This window comes from Sphingomonas sp. SORGH_AS_0789 (assembly GCF_031453055.1).
GTDB lineage: Bacteria > Pseudomonadota > Alphaproteobacteria > Sphingomonadales > Sphingomonadaceae > Sphingomonas.
On the sequence record NZ_JAVIYV010000001.1, the window covers coordinates 2,341,417 to 2,358,085 of the forward strand.

Here is a 16,669-nt window from a genome sequence, read left to right on the forward strand (position 1 = left end):
TGGACATGTCCTTAAGCGGAAGGCTGGCGCTTGGCGAAGCGGACCAGCGAGAAATGGCCGAGCGGGGGCAGGGGGCGGCTTTCGACCAGTTCGACATCGCCGCGCGTCGCCGCCCAGTCGGTATAGCGTTCGAACGGGAAGTCGGTGCGGAAGCCCAACCGGCTGGTGATCGGCATCAGCGTCTTCTCGATCGTGCCGCGAAGCCCGTCGCCCGCCCCCACCCGCGTCGTAATGACGATCTCGCCACCGGGGCGGCAGATGCGCGCGAACTCGTCCAGCGCCTTTTCCGGGTTCGGCACGGCGGTGATGACATATTGCGCGACCACCACGTCGAAGCTGTTGTCGGCGAATTGCAGCGCTTCGGCATCGCCGTAAGCGATCTGCTCGACATGGCTCAGCCCGCCGCGCGCCACCCGTTCGCGCGCCTTGTCGAGCATCGGCTCGGACAGGTCGACGCCGACGATGCGGTTGTCGCGCGAATATTGGGGCAGCGATATGCCGGTGCCCACGCCCACCTCGATGATCCGGCCGCCGATGCGTTCGGCCGCGACGATCGCGGCGGAGCGGCCCTTTTTGAAGACGGGGCCGAAGACCAGATCATAGACAGGCGACCAGCGATCATAGGCCTTGGTGACGCTGGCGGTACTCATCTGCGTTGCCATCGAAGGGGCATCCCGTTGAACGACGATGCGGCCCCTGTTCGCAGCAGGCGGTGACAATTTGACGACAAGTCGCGAGTCTTTTGCGACGATTTCGCAGATCGGAAACCGAAGTGTCACATGGGTGGAATGAATATGTCGTAATGCGGTGCTAGAGGTTATTCTGAGATATGCTGTTCCCGGCGAAGTTCATGGCCGGGCAATGCTTTGTCTGTTCGCGAAAGGTCTTCGTTGGCGGAGAAATATCTGCCGGCTTGGGTGGCGAATCGTCGGGATTACGCGGCCCGGCGGGTGGCGCGGGCGGGCTGTGCCCAGGCTGTCGCGTGCAGGGCGCTGCCATGGTCGAACCGGCCGACCGTATCGGCCATGCCCGTCGCTTCCTGCGCGAGTTCGCGGGCGGCGGCGGTCGCTTCCTCGACCATCGCGGCATTTTGCTGGGTCATCGAATCCATGTCGTTGATCGCCAGGTTGATCTGCGAGAAGCCGGTCGCCTGCTGCTGCGCCGAATTGGCGATGTCGGCGATCAGTCCGCTCATCTCGCGGACCTGCGCGGCGATCCGGTCGAGCGCGGTCCCGGCGGCATGGACATGCTCGACGCCCGCGCGGACCTGTTCGGCGGAGGCGCCGATGCGGCTCTTGACGTCCTTGGCGGCGTCGGCGGAGCGCTGCGCCAGCGCGCGCACCTCGCTGGCGACGACGGCAAAGCCCTTGCCCGCGTCACCGGCACGCGCCGCCTCGACCCCCGCATTCAGCGCGAGCAGATTGGTCTGGAAGGCGATGCCGTCGATGACCGCGATGATCTCCGAAATCTCGGTGGAGGTCCGCTCGATCCCGCCCATCGCATCGATCGCGCGGCGGACGACGGCGCTGCTCTCGGCGGCGTTGGTCTGGGCCGCCGTGGCGACGTCGGCGGCGCGGGCGCCGCTGACCGCCGATTGCTGCGCGGTCGTGTTGATCTGATGCACGGCGGCGGCGGTTTCCTCGATCGAGGCGGCCTGCTGCTCGGTTCGCATCGACAGGTCGTCGGCCGCCTTGCGGATCTCCCCCGCCCCGGCGAGCACGCGCTGCGAGGCGGCATCGATATCGCCGATCGACCGGCGCAGCATCGCGGCGGTGTCGTTGAAGCTGTTGCGTAGCGGTTCATAGTCGCTGCGAAAGGGCGTATCGATGCTGTAGGTCAGATCGCCCGAGGAAATGGTGGCGAGGCCGGTGCGCAGCGCATCGACGACCTGGCTGGTCTCGTCGAGATCCTGGATGATGACCAGCAGGTCGTCGGGCTTCACCACCGGCGCGGGCAGCAGCATGACCATGAAGCGGCGAAGCTGGCCGTTCGGACTGGTGTTCATCCACTCGAAACGGGCCAAGCCGTCGCGCAGCGCCTGTTGGACGCGTTCCTGGATATGGATCGCGGTCGGCCGCCCGTCGCCCTGGGTGGGGGCGGAGAAGACCAGCGGGTCCTGTCCGATCACGTCGGCGCGGGGACGCTCATAGATGCGCTCGGCGGCGGCGTTGCAGGCGATGAAGCGACCTTCGGACAGCAGCATGATGGCATCGGGGGATCGATCGAACAGGGCGATGGCGACGCGATCGTTCAAATTCGTATTTTCGCGATGAAACCACTTCATCCTGTCGCCTTCCATCCAATCCTGACGGTCGGCTTAGGATGATTCGCTTAACATAGCTTTAGGAAGACAGGGATTTTTCCGGCGGGTCCGCAGGGGCTTTTCCCGCCGGGGGGCAGGGGATAAGCCGTCGCCTCCTCTTGTCCGGACTGTCGCCCATGCGTCGCGTGCCTGCCCTGATCCTTTGTCCGCTGGCGCTGGTCGCCTGCCAGCCGTCCGGCTCCGATGGCCGAACCGATGCGGTGGATGCGGCGGAAAGCCGGGAGCGCGCGCGCCAGGAAAAGGCGGCGCGCGAGATGGTCGCGCAGACCGAAGATCAAGTGCGGGTCAAGATGCTGGAACAGCGGATCGCAACGCTGGAGGCGCAGGTCGCGGCGTTGCAGGGGGATCGCAAGCTGCTGGATGCGCAACTGGTCGAGCAGCGGCTGAACCAGATCGAACTGGAGCGTGTCGGGGCGGAGGCGGCGCCGGGCAATGTGCCCGCACCGACGGCGGCACCCGTATCGCCACCCGCAAGGGGAGCGGCCAGAGCCGCCGGATCGGCCATGTCCCGGCCCGCGACACCCCGGCCGACGCCGTCTGCGACACCGCCCGCGCGCAAGCCGCTGGTCCTAGACCTGCGATAGCTGGCACGCGGGCGGCGCGAGTGGGATTCCCCGGCGCGGTGGCCGGGGGCCCGGATAAGAAGCTTACTTCTTCAGGTGCGCCGAGATGAACTTGTTCATCTCGAACATGGTGCACTTGTCCTTGCCGAACACCTTCTTCAGCTTGTCGTCGGCCAGGATTTCCCGCTTGTTCTCGGGGTTCTGCAGGTTGTTGGCCTTGATGTAATCCCACACCTTGCTGATGACCTGGCTGCGCGGCAGCTTATCGTTGCCGACGATCGCGCCCAGTTCCTCGGACGGCTGGACCGGCGCGTGGATGCCGGTGCCCGTGGTTGCGGTGGCCATGATATTCCTTCCCTTAATCCTTCAGCATCCCAGCCGCTTGGCGGGACGCGCGTGAATCACGCCTTCTTCAGCGCGTCCGCCTTGTGCGCCGCCTTTCCGCCATTGTCACTCTCTACTATGTATTGCGGCTCGTCCTTCGATGCGCGGACGGTATGACCCTTGATGCTCGTATCGCTGGTCTGCTTCTTCACGACCTTGCCCTCGGCGGTGCCGCCATGGCTGTTCCACTCGACATGGTCGCCCTTCTTGAATTCGGTCATCGTCGCTCTCCCGGTTTGTGCAGGCCCATCAATCCGCCGGGGCGTTCGTTGGTTGCACATGCGGGCGCATCGGGGCATCAGGACGCCATCTGAGGAGACTGGAACACATGAAGACCCGCGCCGCCGTCGCCTTCGAAGCGAAGAAGCCGCTCGAAATCGTCGAACTCGATCTGGAAGGACCCAAGGTCGGTGAGGTCCTGGTCGAGATCATGGCGACCGGCATCTGCCACACCGACGCCTATACGCTGGACGGCCTGGACAGCGAGGGGATCTTCCCCAGCGTGCTGGGCCATGAAGGCTGCGGCATCGTGCGCGAGGTGGGCGCGGGCGTGACCAGCGTCGTGCCGGGCGACCATGTCATCCCGCTCTACACCCCCGAATGCCGCCAGTGTAAGTCGTGCCTGTCGGGCAAGACCAACCTGTGCACCGCGATCCGCGCGACGCAAGGCAAGGGGCTGATGCCCGACGGCACGACCCGGTTCAGCTATAAGGGCCAGCCGATCTTCCATTATATGGGCTGCTCGACCTTTTCGAACTTCACCGTCCTGCCCGAAATCGCGGTCGCCAAGATCCGCGAGGACGCGCCGTTCGACACCAGCTGCTATATCGGCTGCGGCGTGACGACGGGCGTGGGCGCGGTGGTCAACACCGCCAAGGTCCAGCCGGGCGAGAATATCGTCGTCTTCGGTCTGGGCGGCATCGGCCTGAACGTCATCCAGGGCGCCAAGCTGGCGGGCGCGGGCCGGATCATCGGCGTCGACATCAATCCCGACCGCGAGGAATGGGGCCGCCGCTTCGGCATGACCCACTTCCTCAATTCCAAGGGCCTATCGCGCGAGGAGACGATCGCGAAGATCCTGGAGCTGACCGATGGCGGCGCGGATTACAGCTTCGACGCGACCGGCAATACCGAGGTGATGCGCACCGCGCTGGAGGCGTGCCATCGCGGCTGGGGTACCTCGATCATCATCGGCGTGGCCGAGGCGGGCAAGGAGATCAGCACCCGGCCGTTCCAGCTGGTGACGGGCCGCAACTGGCGCGGCACCGCGTTCGGCGGCGCGCGCGGGCGGACCGACACGCCCAAGATCGTCGACTGGTATATGAACGGCAAGATCGAGATCGATCCGATGATCACCCACCGGCTGACGCTGGAGGAGATCAACAAGGGCTTCGACTTGATGCACAAGGGCGAAAGCATCCGCAGCGTGGTGATCTTCTGATGTTCAGCCATGTCGTGCTGGGCGCGAACGATATCGCCGAGGCCAAGCGCTTCTATGACGCGATCCTGGGCGTGCTCGGCGCGCCCGAGGGGGTGATCGATCCCTGGGGACGGCTGGTCTACAGCCACGAAGGCTCGCGCTTCCTGCTCACCCGGCCGCTGAACGGCGAGCCTGCGACCCATGCCAATGGCGGGACGCTGGGCTTCGCGGCAAAGTCGATCGAGCAGGCGGACGCCTGGCATGCCGCCGGGCTGGCGCATGGCGGCACCGCGATCGAGGACCCGCCCGGCTATCGCTATCCGCCGGTCGGCAAGATCTATCTGGCGTATTTGCGCGATCCGACCGGCAACAAGCTGTGCGCGCGCTATCTGGTGCTCGCCGCCTGACGGTCCCAAGGGGGGAATGGACATGTACACCCATATCATGGTCGGATCGAACGACATCGCGCGGTCCAAGACCTTCTATGACGCGCTGTTCACCGCGCTGGGCGGCCAGCCGGGTCGGCAGGCGCCAGATGCCGAGCGTGTCCTGTATCTGCACAATGGTGCGGTGTTCATCGTGACCCGGCCGATCGACGGCCAGCCCGCCACCTATGCCAATGGCGGCACGATCGGGCTGGGCGCGGTCGATCCGGCGCAGGTCGAGGCGGCACATGCCGCCGGGACCGCGCATGGCGGCACCGCGATCGAGGGGCCCCTGGGCGAGCGGGATACCGGGCTGGGCAAGGCCTATCTGGGCTATCTGCGCGATCCGGACGGCAACAAGCTCTGTCTCGGCTGTCGCCTGCCCGCCGCATGAGCGACGCCGACTATATCCTGACGCTGGCGTGCCAGGACCGGGTCGGCATCGTCGCCGCCGTGTCGGGCGCGCTGGCGGGGATTGACGGGTTCATCCTCGACAGCCAGCAATATGCCGATCTGGAGACGGGGCGCTTCTTCCTGCGCATCGTCTTCACCGGCCAGGGGGCGCGTTTTCCCGCCTCGGTCGAGGGGGTGAGGGCGGCGCTGAACGAACCGGCGGCGCGATTCGGCTTCGACTGGCATGTCGCGCCCGCCAGCGAACGCCCCCGCATGCTGATCGCGGTGTCGAAGGGCTCGCACTGCCTGAACGACCTGCTCCATCGCTGGCGGACCAACACGCTGCCGGTCGAGATCGTCGGCGTGGTGTCCAACCATGACAGCCTTCGCCCGCTGGTCGAGTGGCATGGCCTGCCCTGGCATCACCTGCCGGTCAGCAACGCCAACCGCGCCGAGCAGGAGGCGGCGATGCTCGCCCTGATGGACGAGACCCGCGCCGATTATCTCGTCCTCGCCCGTTATATGCAGGTGCTGGGCGAGCGGCTGGTCGCGGCGCTGCCGGGGCGGTGCATCAATATCCATCACAGCTTCCTGCCCGGCTTCAAGGGCGCGCAGCCCTATCACCGCGCCCATGCGCGCGGCGTGAAGCTGATCGGCGCGACCGCGCATTTCGTGACGGCGGACCTCGACGAGGGGCCGATCATCGAACAGGCGGTCGAACGCGTCGACCACCGCGCCAGCGTCGACGACCTGATCCGCATCGGCCGCGATATCGAGGCGCAGGTGCTGGCCCGCGCGGTCGCCTGGGTGGGCGAGCGGCGCGTTTTCCTCAATGACAACCGGACGGTGGTGTTCCGATGACGATCGAGACGATTTCGACCTCCAAGGCGTATGGCGGCGTGCAGGGCGTCTATGCCCATGACAGCGCGGTGACGGGCACGCGCATGACCTTCTCGGTCTTCGTGCCGGAGCATGAGGAAGGGGAGAAACTGCCCGTCCTCTGGTATCTGTCGGGCCTGACCTGCACCCATGCCAATGTCACCGACAAGGGCGAGTTTCGGGGGCCATGCGCGGAGCATCGGGTGATCTTCATCGCCCCCGACACCTCGCCGCGCGGCGAGGGCGTGGCGAATGACGACGCCTATGACATGGGGCAGGGCGCGGGCTTCTATGTCGATGCGACGCAGGAGCCCTGGGCGAAGCACTTCAAGATGCGGAGCTATATCGAACAGGAACTGCCCGCGCTGATCGCCGCGCATTTTTCCGTCGCCGATATGGGGGCGCAAGCCATTACCGGCCATTCGATGGGCGGCCACGGCGCGCTGACCATCGGCCTTCGCAACCCCGATCGCTTCCGCAGCGTCTCGGCCTTCGCGCCGATCGTCGCGCCGGGCCAGGTGCCATGGGGCGAGAAGGCGCTGGGCGGTTATCTGGGCCCCGATCGTGCGGCATGGCGACAGGCCGACGCGGTCGCGCTGATCGAGGACGGCGCGCGGCTGCCCGACCTGCTGGTCGATCAGGGCGATGCCGACCAGTTCCTGACCGAGCAGTTGCGCCCCGAATTGCTGGCGGAGGCATGCGAGAAGGCGGGAATCGCGCTAACCCTGCGGATGCAGCCGGGTTACGACCATAGCTACAACTTCATCTCCACCTTCATGGGCGACCATGTCGCCTGGGCGGCGGAGCGGTTGCGCGGGTAATCCCCCAACCGCCGTTCAGCCTGAGCGAAGTCGAAGGCCAAGGGAATCCGCTTAGGTTCAGTCGTTGTCGCGTGGCCTTCGACTTCGCTCAGGCTGAACGGGTGTGGGGGATCGCAGGGCACCGCCGCGAGTTTTGCACCCCGACAATCGATCCGCTATCGCACCGGCTTTGACGTGAAGGACATGATATGAGCTGCGCGCATGGCGACCCGGAGGATGGCGACCTGATCGGAGAGGACGGCAAGGTCGTCGTGCCCGATCATGTGGCGCAGGCCATCCGCACGCTGATCGCCTGGGCGGGCGACGACCCTGCGCGGGAAGGCTTGGTCGATACGCCGAAGCGCGTGGCGCGGGCATGGCGCGAATATTGTGCGGGCTATGGCGATGACCCGGCCGTCCACCTGTCGCGGGTGTTCGAGGAGGTCGGCGGCTATGACGAGATCGTGCTGCTGAAGGACATCCCCTTCCAGTCGCACTGCGAGCATCACATGGCGCCGATCATCGGCCGCGCGCATATCGCCTATCTGCCGCGCAACCATGTCGTCGGCATCTCCAAGCTCGCCCGCGTGCTGCACGGCTTCGCGCGCCGGTTGCAGGTGCAGGAGCGGCTGACCGCCGAGGTCGCCGACTGCATCTGGCAGAACCTGAAGCCGCTGGGCGTCGCGGTGGTGATCGAGGCGACCCATGCCTGCATGACCGCGCGCGGGGTGCGCACGCCGGGCGTGTCGATGGTGACCAGCCGGATGATGGGCGTGTTCCGCGACGACGACCGCAGCCGCAAGGAAGTGCTGTCGCTGATGGGCCTGGGCGGATGACGACCCGCACCGTCCTGGTGACCGGCGCGGCCAAGCGGCTGGGCGCGGCGATCGCGCGGCGGCTGGTCGCGGACGGACATCGGGTGGTGGTGCATTATAACGGCTCGGCGGACGCGGCGAAGGCGCTGGCGGCGGAGCTGGACGCGCCGGTCGTGCAGGGCGACCTTGCCGAGCTGGACGGGATCGACGCGCTGTTCGCCCGTGCCCGCATGGCGGCGGGCGGGCCGATCGACGGGCTGGTCAATTCGGCGTCGGCCTTCGTCTTCGATCGCCCGCCGGAGGTGGATGCCGCGCTGATGGCCAGGCTTTATGCGATCAACGCCGCCGCTCCGGCCTTGCTGGCCTCTGCCCTGGCGCGGCAGGACGATGTGGCGGACGGCGCGGTGGTCGATATCCTCGACCAGAAGCTCGCCAATCCGAACCCCGATTTCTTCGCCTATAGCTGCGCCAAGTTCGCGCTGGCGGGGGCGAACACGATGCTGGCGCAGGCGCTCGGCCCCCGCATCGCGGTCAATGCGGTTGCGCCGGGGCTCACGCTGCAAAGCGGCGACCAGTCGGATGCGGAATTCGCCGCGGCGGCCAGCAAGAACCTGCTCGGTCGCCTGATCGGCGCGGCGGCGGTGGCGGAGGCGGTGTCCTTCCTGCTGACCGCCAGGGGGATTGCGGGCCAGACACTCTATGTCGATTGCGGCCAGCGTTTCTGCCGCCGCGACGGCGACGTGATGTTCGAGGGGCGGCGATGAGCGCGACCTATACGATCCTGCTCGACGATCTGCGGGTCGCGATGCGCCTGGGCATCCATCCGCACGAGGCCGAGCCCCAGCCGGTCACCCTGTCGGTCGCGATGACCGTCACCTATCCCGCCGCCCCCAGCGCCGACCGGATCGAGGAGGTGCTGGACTATGATTTCCTGCGCGAGTCGATCCTGGCGATGGCAGGGGGGCCGGGCTTTGCGCTTCAGGAAAGCCTGTGCGAGGCGGTGGCGGCGCTGTGCCTCGCCGACCGGCGGGTGGTGAAGGTCCGGGTGCGGTCGATGAAGACCGGCATCTATCCCGATGCGCGGGTGGGATGCGAGATCGAGCGGACGCGCTGATCGCCGGGGCCTTGGTGTCACGGATTTATCACCGAACTGTCATCAATCTGTTGCGGAACCGGCGGTCGCTGGCCTAAGCCGCCGCCGCATCAGCGGGTGCCGCAGGCATCGCGGCGAACAGGGCGGAATCAGCACGGTGAGCATGTCGAAACCCCATCGGGCCCGGTACCGGGTCGCCGTCGCGATGATGCTGGCGGCCTGTCCGGTGCCCGCCGCCGCGCAGACGGTGCAGGAATTGCAGCGCCAGATCGACGAGCTGAAGGCGCAGATCAAGGCGCTGACCGCCGCGCAGCGGGGCGAGGCCGCGGCCGTCCCGGTGTCGGCCGCGCCGTCCCCCCAGCCATCGCCGCCCCCCGCGCCGCAGATCGCCGCCGTGCCGCCCGCCGCGTCGGCACCGGCGACCAGCGCCCCGGCTCCGCGCATCGCGATCGCCAAACCGCCATCGGCGCGCGCGCCCTGGTATGAGCGGTTGCGCCTGCGCGGCTATACCCAGTTGCGCTATAACGGCATTCTCGACGAGAAGGATGCGCCCTCCGACGCCGGATCGCGGCTGCGTTCGGTGCATGACAGTTCGATCAACGAGGATGGCGGGTTCCTCCTGCGCCGCGTCCGGCTAGTCCTGCAAGGCGACATCACCGAGCGGTTGCAGCTCTATTTCCAGCATGACTTCGGTACGGCGGTGAACAACCAGTCGAGCACCGAGCGGCGCGAGAATTTCGGGCAGCTGCGCGATGTCTATGTCGACTGGTTCCTCGACCCCGAACGGCGGCTGCGGCTGCGCTTCGGCCAGTCGAAGGTGCCGTTCGGCTGGGAAAATCTGCAATCCTCGTCCAATCGGCTGACGCTGGACCGGTCGGATGCGATCAACAGCGGCGTGCCCGGCGAGCGCGATGTCGGCATCAACGCCTATTACACCCCCGATGCGGTGCAGGCGATCTGGGACCGGCTGTCGAAGAAGAAGCAGAAGCTGTTCGGCAATTACGGCGCGTTCGGGCTGGCGGTCTATAACGGCCAGGGCACCAACCGGCCGGAGCGCAACGACCGGCTGATGAAGGTCGCGATGGCGACCTGGCCCTTCGCGCTCGACGGGCTGGGGCCGTTGTTCCGGGGGCAGGTGCTGGAGATCGGCGGATCGGCGATGTTCAACCGCTATCGCCCCGAATTGCGCAGCGGCGGGATCAGCCCGATCAGCTATCGCGACGACCGGGTCGGCGTCCATGCCATCCTCTATCCGCAACCCTTCGGCATCCAGACCGAATGGATGACCGGCCATGGCCCGCAATATGACCTGGGGCTTCGCGCGGTGCGGAGCAGCCCGCTGGGCGGCGGCTATGTCCAGCTGATGATGGACGCGGGCAAGACCCCGATCGGCCGCATGATCCCCTATGCCCGGTGGCAACATTATCGCGGCGGGTGGAAGGCCAATGTCGATGCGCCGCGTCTGGAAACCGACGAGTGGGAGCTGGGCGCCGAGATCCAGCTGGTCGAGGCGCTGGAGCTGACGCTGGCCTATGCGCGGATGGAGCGGCGCGAGGCCGATGCCCGGCGCACCGGCCGCGCGACCGGCGACCTGATCCGCACCCAGCTGCAATTCACCTATTGAGGATCAGTCCCCGCCGCCGGAACTGTTGAAGTCGATCCGGATGCGGACCCATTCGCCGACCATCACCTTGCCCCCGATGCGCGGCGCGCGGACGCGGAACTGCCACGCCGCCTCGCGCATCGCGCGGGCCAGGCCCAGTCCGCGCGGCGATTCGCCCAGGATCTGGCAATTCTCGACCCGATAGTCGGGGATCGTCCGGCACGCGATCAACGCCCAGCTGTTCGGCGGCGGCGCGCTGTGCAGATAGCCGTTCAGCTCGGCATTGCTCGGGCGATGGGGATACCATTCGGCATTGTAGAGCCGCTGGCCGCCCGGCCCCTCGCCGGGGCCATAGGCCGATGCGCTGTCCTGGCCGCGATCGTCGCCGTTGCTCGATCCCACGCCATTGCCCGCCCCCTTGGGCATGGCGGAAATGTCGCCCGCCGCGAACAGCGACTTGTCGCCCCATTGCCACGGCGTCGGCGCGGAGGTGTCGGCGGGCTTCTCGGTCGGCGGATTGGGGGTGTCGGGTTGCTTGGGGGTGACGGGGGCCTTGGAGCCGCCCGCCGCCGCGGGCTTGCGCGTGGCGATGCGCGTCTCGGGCACCGGCGCACCCGCCTCCCGGTCCGACGGGGTGACGGAAAAGGTGCTGAGCGAGGAGGATGGCTCGGGCGCGATCAGCCTGGGCGCCAGGTGGAACAGCAACCAGGCGAGCAGCAGGTGCGCCAGCACCGTCAGCGTGATCGAGGCCCCCCGCTCGCGCAGGGTCTCGCGATACCGTTCGGGCAGCCGGGTCAGCACCGCCATGTCGGGGGCCTTACGCCGTAAGAGCCGAGACCGCCCCGCTCTCCACGAACGTCATGGGGAAGAGCGGGGCGGGGACCATGGGCGTCAGGCCCGGTTGGCGGCGGACAGCACCGCGCGGACGCTGGCGGTGGCGATGTCGGTGTCCAGCCCGACGCCGAAGACGGTCCGGCCATCGGCGGTCCGCGCCTCGACATAGGCGGCGGCCTGCGCATCGGCGCCGTGGCCGATCGCATGCTCATTATAGTCGACGACCTCGAGCGCGGGGCCGGTGGTGTCGGCCAGCGCCGCGATCACGCTGGAGATCAGGCCGTTGCCGCGCCCCGAAATCGACTTCTCCTCGCCGTCCACCTGGACGCGACCGACGAAGATGCGCTGCCCGGCCGAGCCGCTCTCCTCATAGTCGCGCAGGACGAAGCGGTCGTCGCCGCGCGGCAGATAGGTCGCCTCGAACCCGCCCCAGATGTCGGCGGCGTTGAGTTCGCGGCTGGTCGCATCGGCCATGGCCTGGACATGGCGGCTGAAATCCGCCTGGAGCCGCTTGGGCAGCTTCAGCCCCTTGTCCTGCTCGATCACCCAGGCCACGCCGCCCTTGCCCGATTGCGAATTGACGCGGATGACCGCTTCGTAAGAGCGGCCCAGATCGGCGGGGTCGATGGGGAGGTACGGGACCTCCCACAGATTGTCATTGCGCGCGGCTTGCGCGGAAAAGCCCTTCTTGATCGCGTCCTGATGGCTGCCCGAAAAGGCGGTGAAGACCAGGTCGCCCGCATAGGGGGTGCGCGGATGGACGGGCAGGTTGGTGCAATATTGCACCGTGTTCACCACCTCGTCGATGTCCGACAGGTTCAGCCCCGGATCGACGCCCTGCGTGTACATGTTGAGCGCGACGGTCACGAGGTCGCAATTGCCGGTCCGCTCGCCATTGCCCAGCAGGCAACCCTCGACCCGGTCCGCACCCGCCATCACGCCCAGTTCGGCGGCCGCGACGCCGGTGCCGCGGTCGTTATGCGTATGGAGCGAGATGACCACCGACTCGCGGTTGGGGATGTTGCGCCCAAACCATTCGATCTGGTCGGCATAGACGTTCGGCGTCGCGCATTCGACCGTGGCGGGCAGGTTCAGGATCAGCGGATGGTCGGGCGTCGGCTTCAGCACGTCCATGACGGCGGCACAGACCTCGACCGAGAAATCCAGCTCGGCGGTCGAGAAGGTTTCAGGGCTGTATTCGAAGAACCAGTCGGTGTCCGGGCGCTTGGCCGCCTCGTCGCGCAGGATCTTGGCACCCTCGACCGCGATCTGGCGCACCTCGTCGCGGGTCATGCCGAACACGATCTTGCGCCAGGCCGGGCTGACCGCGTTGTAAAGATGGACGATCGCGGTGCGCGCGCCCTCCAGGCTCTCGAAGCTACGCTCGATCAGGTCGCGGCGCGACTGGGTGAGGACCTGGATCGTCACATCCTCGGGGATGCGATCATTCTTGATCAGGCCCGAGATGAAGTCGAACTCGGTCGCGCCCGCGCTGGGGAAGCCGACCTCGATCTCCTTCAGTCCGACCTTGACCAGCAGGTCGAACATCCGCGTCTTCTTCTCGGCGTCCATCGGGTCGATCAGCGCCTGGTTGCCGTCGCGCAGATCGGTCGACAGCCAGCGCGGCGCGCGCGTGATCGTGCGGTTCGGCCATTGCCGGTCGGGCAGGGCGATTGCGGGGAAGGGGCGGTATTTGGTCGAAGGGTCGCGCAACATGATCGGGTCTTCCAGCATTCTCGGCCGCGTCTGGCCAGAGGCACGGCGGGGACAGGCTTATCGGTTCATTCAGCCCTTAGGGAAGTCGCGCATGGCCACGCCGATCCTCCCCTAAGGGCGGATAAGTCGAAGCGAACGAAGCGGCAGCACGGCGATCATGATGAAGCGGTTCATGCCGCGTCACGGCGGGCTTGTCCATATCCCGCCGCACCGCGTGAACGCTTTGTTAAAGCCGGGCGCGGCATCGACGGCCGGAATACCGGCGCCGCCGGGAAGAGGGGGCCGGGAAGAGGGGCCGGGAAGAGGGGGACCGCGATGTTGCGCCAGCTCGTCTATATCAGCAGCGTGAAGGGCCCGGCGGCGGCAATCGATCCCGAGGCGATCCTGCAGGCGTCGCGCCGCAACAATGCGCGGGCGGGGGTGACGGGGCTGCTCTATTATGACGGTCGGCGTTTCCTCCAGGCGCTGGAGGGCGAGGCGGCGGCGGTGGAGCGGGTCTATCGCCATATCGCGGCGGATTCGCGTCACCATGCCCTGGTGATCCTGTCCGACCGGACGGTGGACGCCCGCGAGTTCGGCGACTGGGCGATGGGCTATGCGACCAAGGGCGAGGACAAGGCCAGGCTGGTCGCGCGCATCGCGGGCATGGCGGCGACGGCATCGCCCGAGATCCGGGCCACGTTCGAGAGTTTCGCGGGGTTGAAGCGTCTGTTCTGATCCTGCCCCGACCGCCCGGTCTCGGGCGGCCGGAACCGGACGGCAATGGATTACTGCGCGGTGAAGGCCGCGTTGATCACCAGGTCCACATCGTCACCCACGACCGGCACATAGGCGCCGACGCCGAAGTCCGAACGCTTGATCTTGGCGGTCGCGCGGAAGCCGATGTTGAGCTTCTTGGACATCGGATTGGTGCCCGCACCGAAGAAGGTGGCGTTCAGCGTGACCGGCTTGGTCTGGTCCTTGATGGTCAGGTTGCCGGTGATGACCGCCTTGGTGCCCATGACCTTCACGCCCGTCGAGACGAAGCGCGCGGTCGGATAGGTGGCGGCGTCGAAGAAGTCCTTCGACTTCAGGTGATTGGCGAAGGGGGCGGCGGTGACCGACAGATTGTCGATCTTGAAGGTCACATCGACCTTGGCGGCCTGCGGCTTGGCCGGGTCGAGGGTCAGCGTGCCTTCGGACGCGCCGAACTGCCCCTCGAGCATCGAGAAGCCCATATGGTTGAGCGACCAGGTGACCTGGGTATGCGCGGGGTCGACGGCATAGGTGCCCGCGACGACGCGCGAGGCGACCGGCGCGCCGGGCGTGCCCGCCGGAGCGGTCTGGGCAATGGCCGGGGCGGCGAGGACGAGCGCCAGGGCGGCGGGAAGGACGAAACGCATGGGTGGGTACTCCCTGTTGAACGGCGGCCTTTGTGGGCCGTGCGGTTAACGCACGTCAAAGGCCAAGGTCGCAACGATGCGTTTCCGGGGGTGGGTCTCTGCGAGGCCCCTTGCCCTCCCCCATCCCCTCCCGCTTGCGGGAGGGGAGAGGTTTGGGGCAGTCGTTTTGCTTTTGTCGCAAACTGCGGGCTAGCCGAAGCGCTTGCGGCTTCCGCTTGGCGCACCCCTCCCGCAAGCGGGGGGGGATGGGGGAGGGCAAAGGTGTCTCACCGAGCCCACCCCCCGACAAAAAATCAGTTCTTCGCCTTGTCCACCAGCTTGTTCGCGCCGATCCACGGCATCATCGCGCGCAGTTCGCTGCCGACCTGTTCGATCTGGTGGCGCTTGGCGGCGATGCGGCTGGCCTTCAGTTCGGGCTGGCCGGCGCGGTTGTCGAGGACGAAGTCCTTCACGAAGCGGCCCGACTGGATGTCGGCCAGGACGCGCTTCATTTCCTTCTTGGTCTCTTCGGTGATGATGCGCGGGCCGGTCTTGATGTCGCCATACTCGGCGGTGTTCGAGATCGAGTAGCGCATGTTGGCGATGCCGCCTTCATACATCAGGTCGACGATCAGCTTCAGCTCGTGAAGGCACTCGAAATAGGCCATTTCGGGGGCATAACCCGCCTCGACCAGCGTCTCGAAGCCCGCCTGGACCAGCGCGGTCGCGCCGCCGCACAGCACGGCCTGCTCGCCGAACAGGTCGGTCTCGCACTCTTCGCGGAAGTTGGTCTCGATGATGCCCGAGCGACCGCCACCGACGCCCGAGGCGTAAGCGAGCGCCACGTCATGCGCATTGCCGCTGGCATCCTGATGGATCGCGATCAGGCAGGGCACGCCGCCGCCGCGCACATATTCGCTGCGCACGGTGTGGCCGGGGCCCTTGGGCGCGATCATGATGACGTCGATGTCCGCAGGCGGCTCGATCAGGCCGAAATGCACGTTCAGGCCGTGCGCGAAGGCGAGCGCGGCGCCGGGCTTCATCTTGCCCTTGATATCGGCGTCATAGATCGCGGCCTGATGCTCGTCGGGGGCCAGGATCATCAGGATGTCGGCCCAGGCGGCCGCTTCCTGGTTCGACAGGACCTTGAAGCCCGCCGCTTCCGCCTTGGCGGCCGAGGCCGAACCGGGGCGCAGCGCGATCGCGACATTCTTGACGCCCGAATCGCGCAGGTTCTGCGCATGGGCATGGCCCTGCGAGCCGTAGCCCAGAATGGCGATGTTCTTTTCGGAGATCAGGTTCAGATCGGCGTCGCGATCATAATAGACACGCATTGGTTTCTTCCCTTTCGATGAGGTCCGTCATGCCAGCGCAGGCTGGCATCTCTTGCGGTCAGGGCCAGTGCCCGGCCAGGAGACCCCAGCCTTCGCTGGGGTGACGATGGTGGTTGTGATGATGCTTTAGGCCGCGTCCTTGCCCCGCGAAATGGCGGCGATGCCGGTGCGGGCGACCTCGACCAGGCCGACTTCGCCCATCAGCTCGACGAACTTGTCGATCTTGGCGATGGTGCCGGTCACCTCGAACACGAAGCTGCCGATCGTCGCATCGACCACGCGGGCGCGATAGACTTCGGCCAGGCGCAGCGCCTCGATCCGGCGTTCGCCGGTGCCCGCCACCTTCACCAGCGCCAGCTCGCGCTCGACATGGTCACCCTGCACGGTCAGGTCGGCGACCTTGTGGACGGGGACCAGCCGGTCGAGCTGGGCGATGATCTGCTCCATCACCGGCGGCGAGGCGCTGGTGACGATGGTGATGCGGCTGACGGCCTTGTCGGCGGTGATCTCCGACACGGTCAGGCTTTCGATATTATAGCCGCGCGCGGTGAACAGCCCGGCGATCCGCGCCAGAATGCCCGGTTCGTTGTCGACGATCACCGCCAGCGTGTGGCGTTCCACCTTCTCGGTCTTGATGTGCATATTCAATTCCTCCCCGGAACGGGGAGGGGGACCATGCGGAGCATGGTGGAGGGGGCTCTCCACTCATGCTGTCCTGCGCGGCGA

Annotated in this window: 20 protein-coding genes; 11 read left to right on the forward strand and 9 right to left on the reverse strand. The window is 67.0% G+C overall.

From position 1 onward, the window contains the following. Positions 1-11: 11 nt before the first annotated feature. Entirely contained in the window at positions 12-650 is a 639-nt protein-coding gene (locus QE360_RS10795) for a methyltransferase domain-containing protein (protein WP_309701460.1), read from the reverse strand. Positions 651-934: 284 nt separating this feature from the next. Further along, complete coding sequence (locus tag QE360_RS10800) at positions 935-2,254, reverse strand: methyl-accepting chemotaxis protein (protein ID WP_309701462.1); 1,320 nt, start codon at positions 2,252-2,254, stop codon at positions 935-937. Between the two features lie 185 nt (positions 2,255-2,439). On the opposite strand from QE360_RS10800, the gene QE360_RS10805 reads away from it, so the two are divergent. After that, on the forward strand, positions 2,440-2,907 hold the full coding sequence (locus QE360_RS10805; RefSeq protein WP_309701464.1) for a hypothetical protein: 468 nt from the start codon (positions 2,440-2,442) through the stop codon (positions 2,905-2,907). A 63-nt stretch (positions 2,908-2,970) separates the two neighbouring features. Here QE360_RS10805 and QE360_RS10810 read toward each other — a convergent pair whose 3' ends face one another. Both QE360_RS10810 and QE360_RS10815 read right to left on the reverse strand, forming a co-directional pair. After that, positions 2,971-3,231 carry an SWIB/MDM2 domain-containing protein gene (locus tag QE360_RS10810; RefSeq protein WP_307100197.1) on the reverse strand — a complete coding sequence of 87 codons (261 nt, stop codon included), beginning with the start codon at positions 3,229-3,231 and terminating at the stop codon, positions 2,971-2,973. A gap of 56 nt (positions 3,232-3,287) precedes the next feature. Continuing rightward, positions 3,288-3,491 (reverse strand): DUF2945 domain-containing protein, encoded by a 204-nt coding sequence (locus QE360_RS10815; RefSeq protein ID WP_058734057.1) that lies wholly within the window; start codon positions 3,489-3,491, stop codon positions 3,288-3,290. 107 nt (positions 3,492-3,598) lie between these two features. On the opposite strand from QE360_RS10815, the gene QE360_RS10820 reads away from it, so the two are divergent. The 9 genes from QE360_RS10820 (at position 3,599) to QE360_RS10860 (ending at position 10,719) form a co-directional block, all read left to right on the forward strand. Continuing rightward, positions 3,599-4,711 (forward strand): S-(hydroxymethyl)glutathione dehydrogenase/class III alcohol dehydrogenase, encoded by a 1,113-nt coding sequence (locus QE360_RS10820; RefSeq protein WP_309701465.1) that lies wholly within the window; start codon positions 3,599-3,601, stop codon positions 4,709-4,711. Continuing rightward, complete coding sequence (locus tag QE360_RS10825) at positions 4,711-5,097, forward strand: VOC family protein (RefSeq protein WP_309701467.1); 387 nt, start codon at positions 4,711-4,713, stop codon at positions 5,095-5,097. The genes QE360_RS10820 and QE360_RS10825 overlap by 1 nt, the downstream gene beginning before the upstream one ends. A gap of 22 nt (positions 5,098-5,119) precedes the next feature. Continuing rightward, positions 5,120-5,509: a VOC family protein gene (locus QE360_RS10830; protein WP_309701469.1), complete on the forward strand. Its 390-nt coding sequence runs from the start codon at positions 5,120-5,122 to the stop codon at positions 5,507-5,509. Further along, positions 5,506-6,369, forward strand: a complete 864-nt coding sequence (gene purU, locus QE360_RS10835; protein ID WP_309701470.1) for a formyltetrahydrofolate deformylase — start codon at positions 5,506-5,508, stop codon at positions 6,367-6,369. The genes QE360_RS10830 and purU overlap by 4 nt, the downstream gene beginning before the upstream one ends. After that, positions 6,366-7,208, forward strand: coding sequence for an S-formylglutathione hydrolase (gene fghA, locus QE360_RS10840; protein ID WP_309701473.1), 843 nt, complete (start codon positions 6,366-6,368; stop codon positions 7,206-7,208). Before purU ends, fghA begins: the two co-directional genes overlap by 4 nt. Positions 7,209-7,396: 188 nt before the next feature. Next, positions 7,397-8,023, forward strand: a complete 627-nt coding sequence (gene folE / locus QE360_RS10845; protein ID WP_307100183.1) for a GTP cyclohydrolase I FolE — start codon at positions 7,397-7,399, stop codon at positions 8,021-8,023. Continuing rightward, positions 8,020-8,766 (forward strand): SDR family oxidoreductase, encoded by a 747-nt coding sequence (locus QE360_RS10850; RefSeq protein ID WP_309701475.1) that lies wholly within the window; start codon positions 8,020-8,022, stop codon positions 8,764-8,766. Before folE ends, QE360_RS10850 begins: the two co-directional genes overlap by 4 nt. Then, the gene (locus tag QE360_RS10855) at positions 8,763-9,116 is read left to right on the forward strand and encodes a dihydroneopterin aldolase (protein ID WP_307100178.1); all 354 of its coding nucleotides are present in this window, start codon (positions 8,763-8,765) and stop codon (positions 9,114-9,116) included. Before QE360_RS10850 ends, QE360_RS10855 begins: the two co-directional genes overlap by 4 nt. Positions 9,117-9,258: 142 nt before the next feature. Continuing rightward, a complete protein-coding gene (locus QE360_RS10860) occupies positions 9,259-10,719 on the forward strand; it encodes a porin (RefSeq protein WP_309701476.1) in 1,461 nt (486 codons plus the stop codon). 3 nt (positions 10,720-10,722) lie between these two features. Here QE360_RS10860 and QE360_RS10865 read toward each other — a convergent pair whose 3' ends face one another. Then, entirely contained in the window at positions 10,723-11,505 is a 783-nt protein-coding gene (locus tag QE360_RS10865) for a hypothetical protein (protein ID WP_309701479.1), read from the reverse strand. Positions 11,506-11,589: 84 nt separating this feature from the next. After that, complete coding sequence (gene leuA, locus QE360_RS10870) at positions 11,590-13,248, reverse strand: 2-isopropylmalate synthase (protein WP_309701480.1); 1,659 nt, start codon at positions 13,246-13,248, stop codon at positions 11,590-11,592. Between the two features lie 315 nt (positions 13,249-13,563). Here leuA and QE360_RS10875 point away from each other — a divergent pair, with 315 nt between their 5' ends. Beyond that, entirely contained in the window at positions 13,564-13,965 is a 402-nt protein-coding gene (locus QE360_RS10875) for a BLUF domain-containing protein (protein WP_307100169.1), read from the forward strand. A 50-nt stretch (positions 13,966-14,015) separates the two neighbouring features. Here QE360_RS10875 and QE360_RS10880 read toward each other — a convergent pair whose 3' ends face one another. The 3 genes from QE360_RS10880 to ilvN form a co-directional block, all read right to left on the reverse strand. Continuing rightward, positions 14,016-14,630: a YceI family protein gene (locus QE360_RS10880; RefSeq protein WP_309701482.1), complete on the reverse strand. Its 615-nt coding sequence runs from the start codon at positions 14,628-14,630 to the stop codon at positions 14,016-14,018. Positions 14,631-14,923: 293 nt separating this feature from the next. Further along, positions 14,924-15,943: a ketol-acid reductoisomerase gene (gene ilvC, locus QE360_RS10885; RefSeq protein WP_307100165.1), complete on the reverse strand. Its 1,020-nt coding sequence runs from the start codon at positions 15,941-15,943 to the stop codon at positions 14,924-14,926. 126 nt (positions 15,944-16,069) lie between these two features. Continuing rightward, positions 16,070-16,585, reverse strand: a complete 516-nt coding sequence (ilvN, locus tag QE360_RS10890) for an acetolactate synthase small subunit (RefSeq protein ID WP_309701483.1) — start codon at positions 16,583-16,585, stop codon at positions 16,070-16,072. Positions 16,586-16,669: the final 84 nt, after the last annotated feature.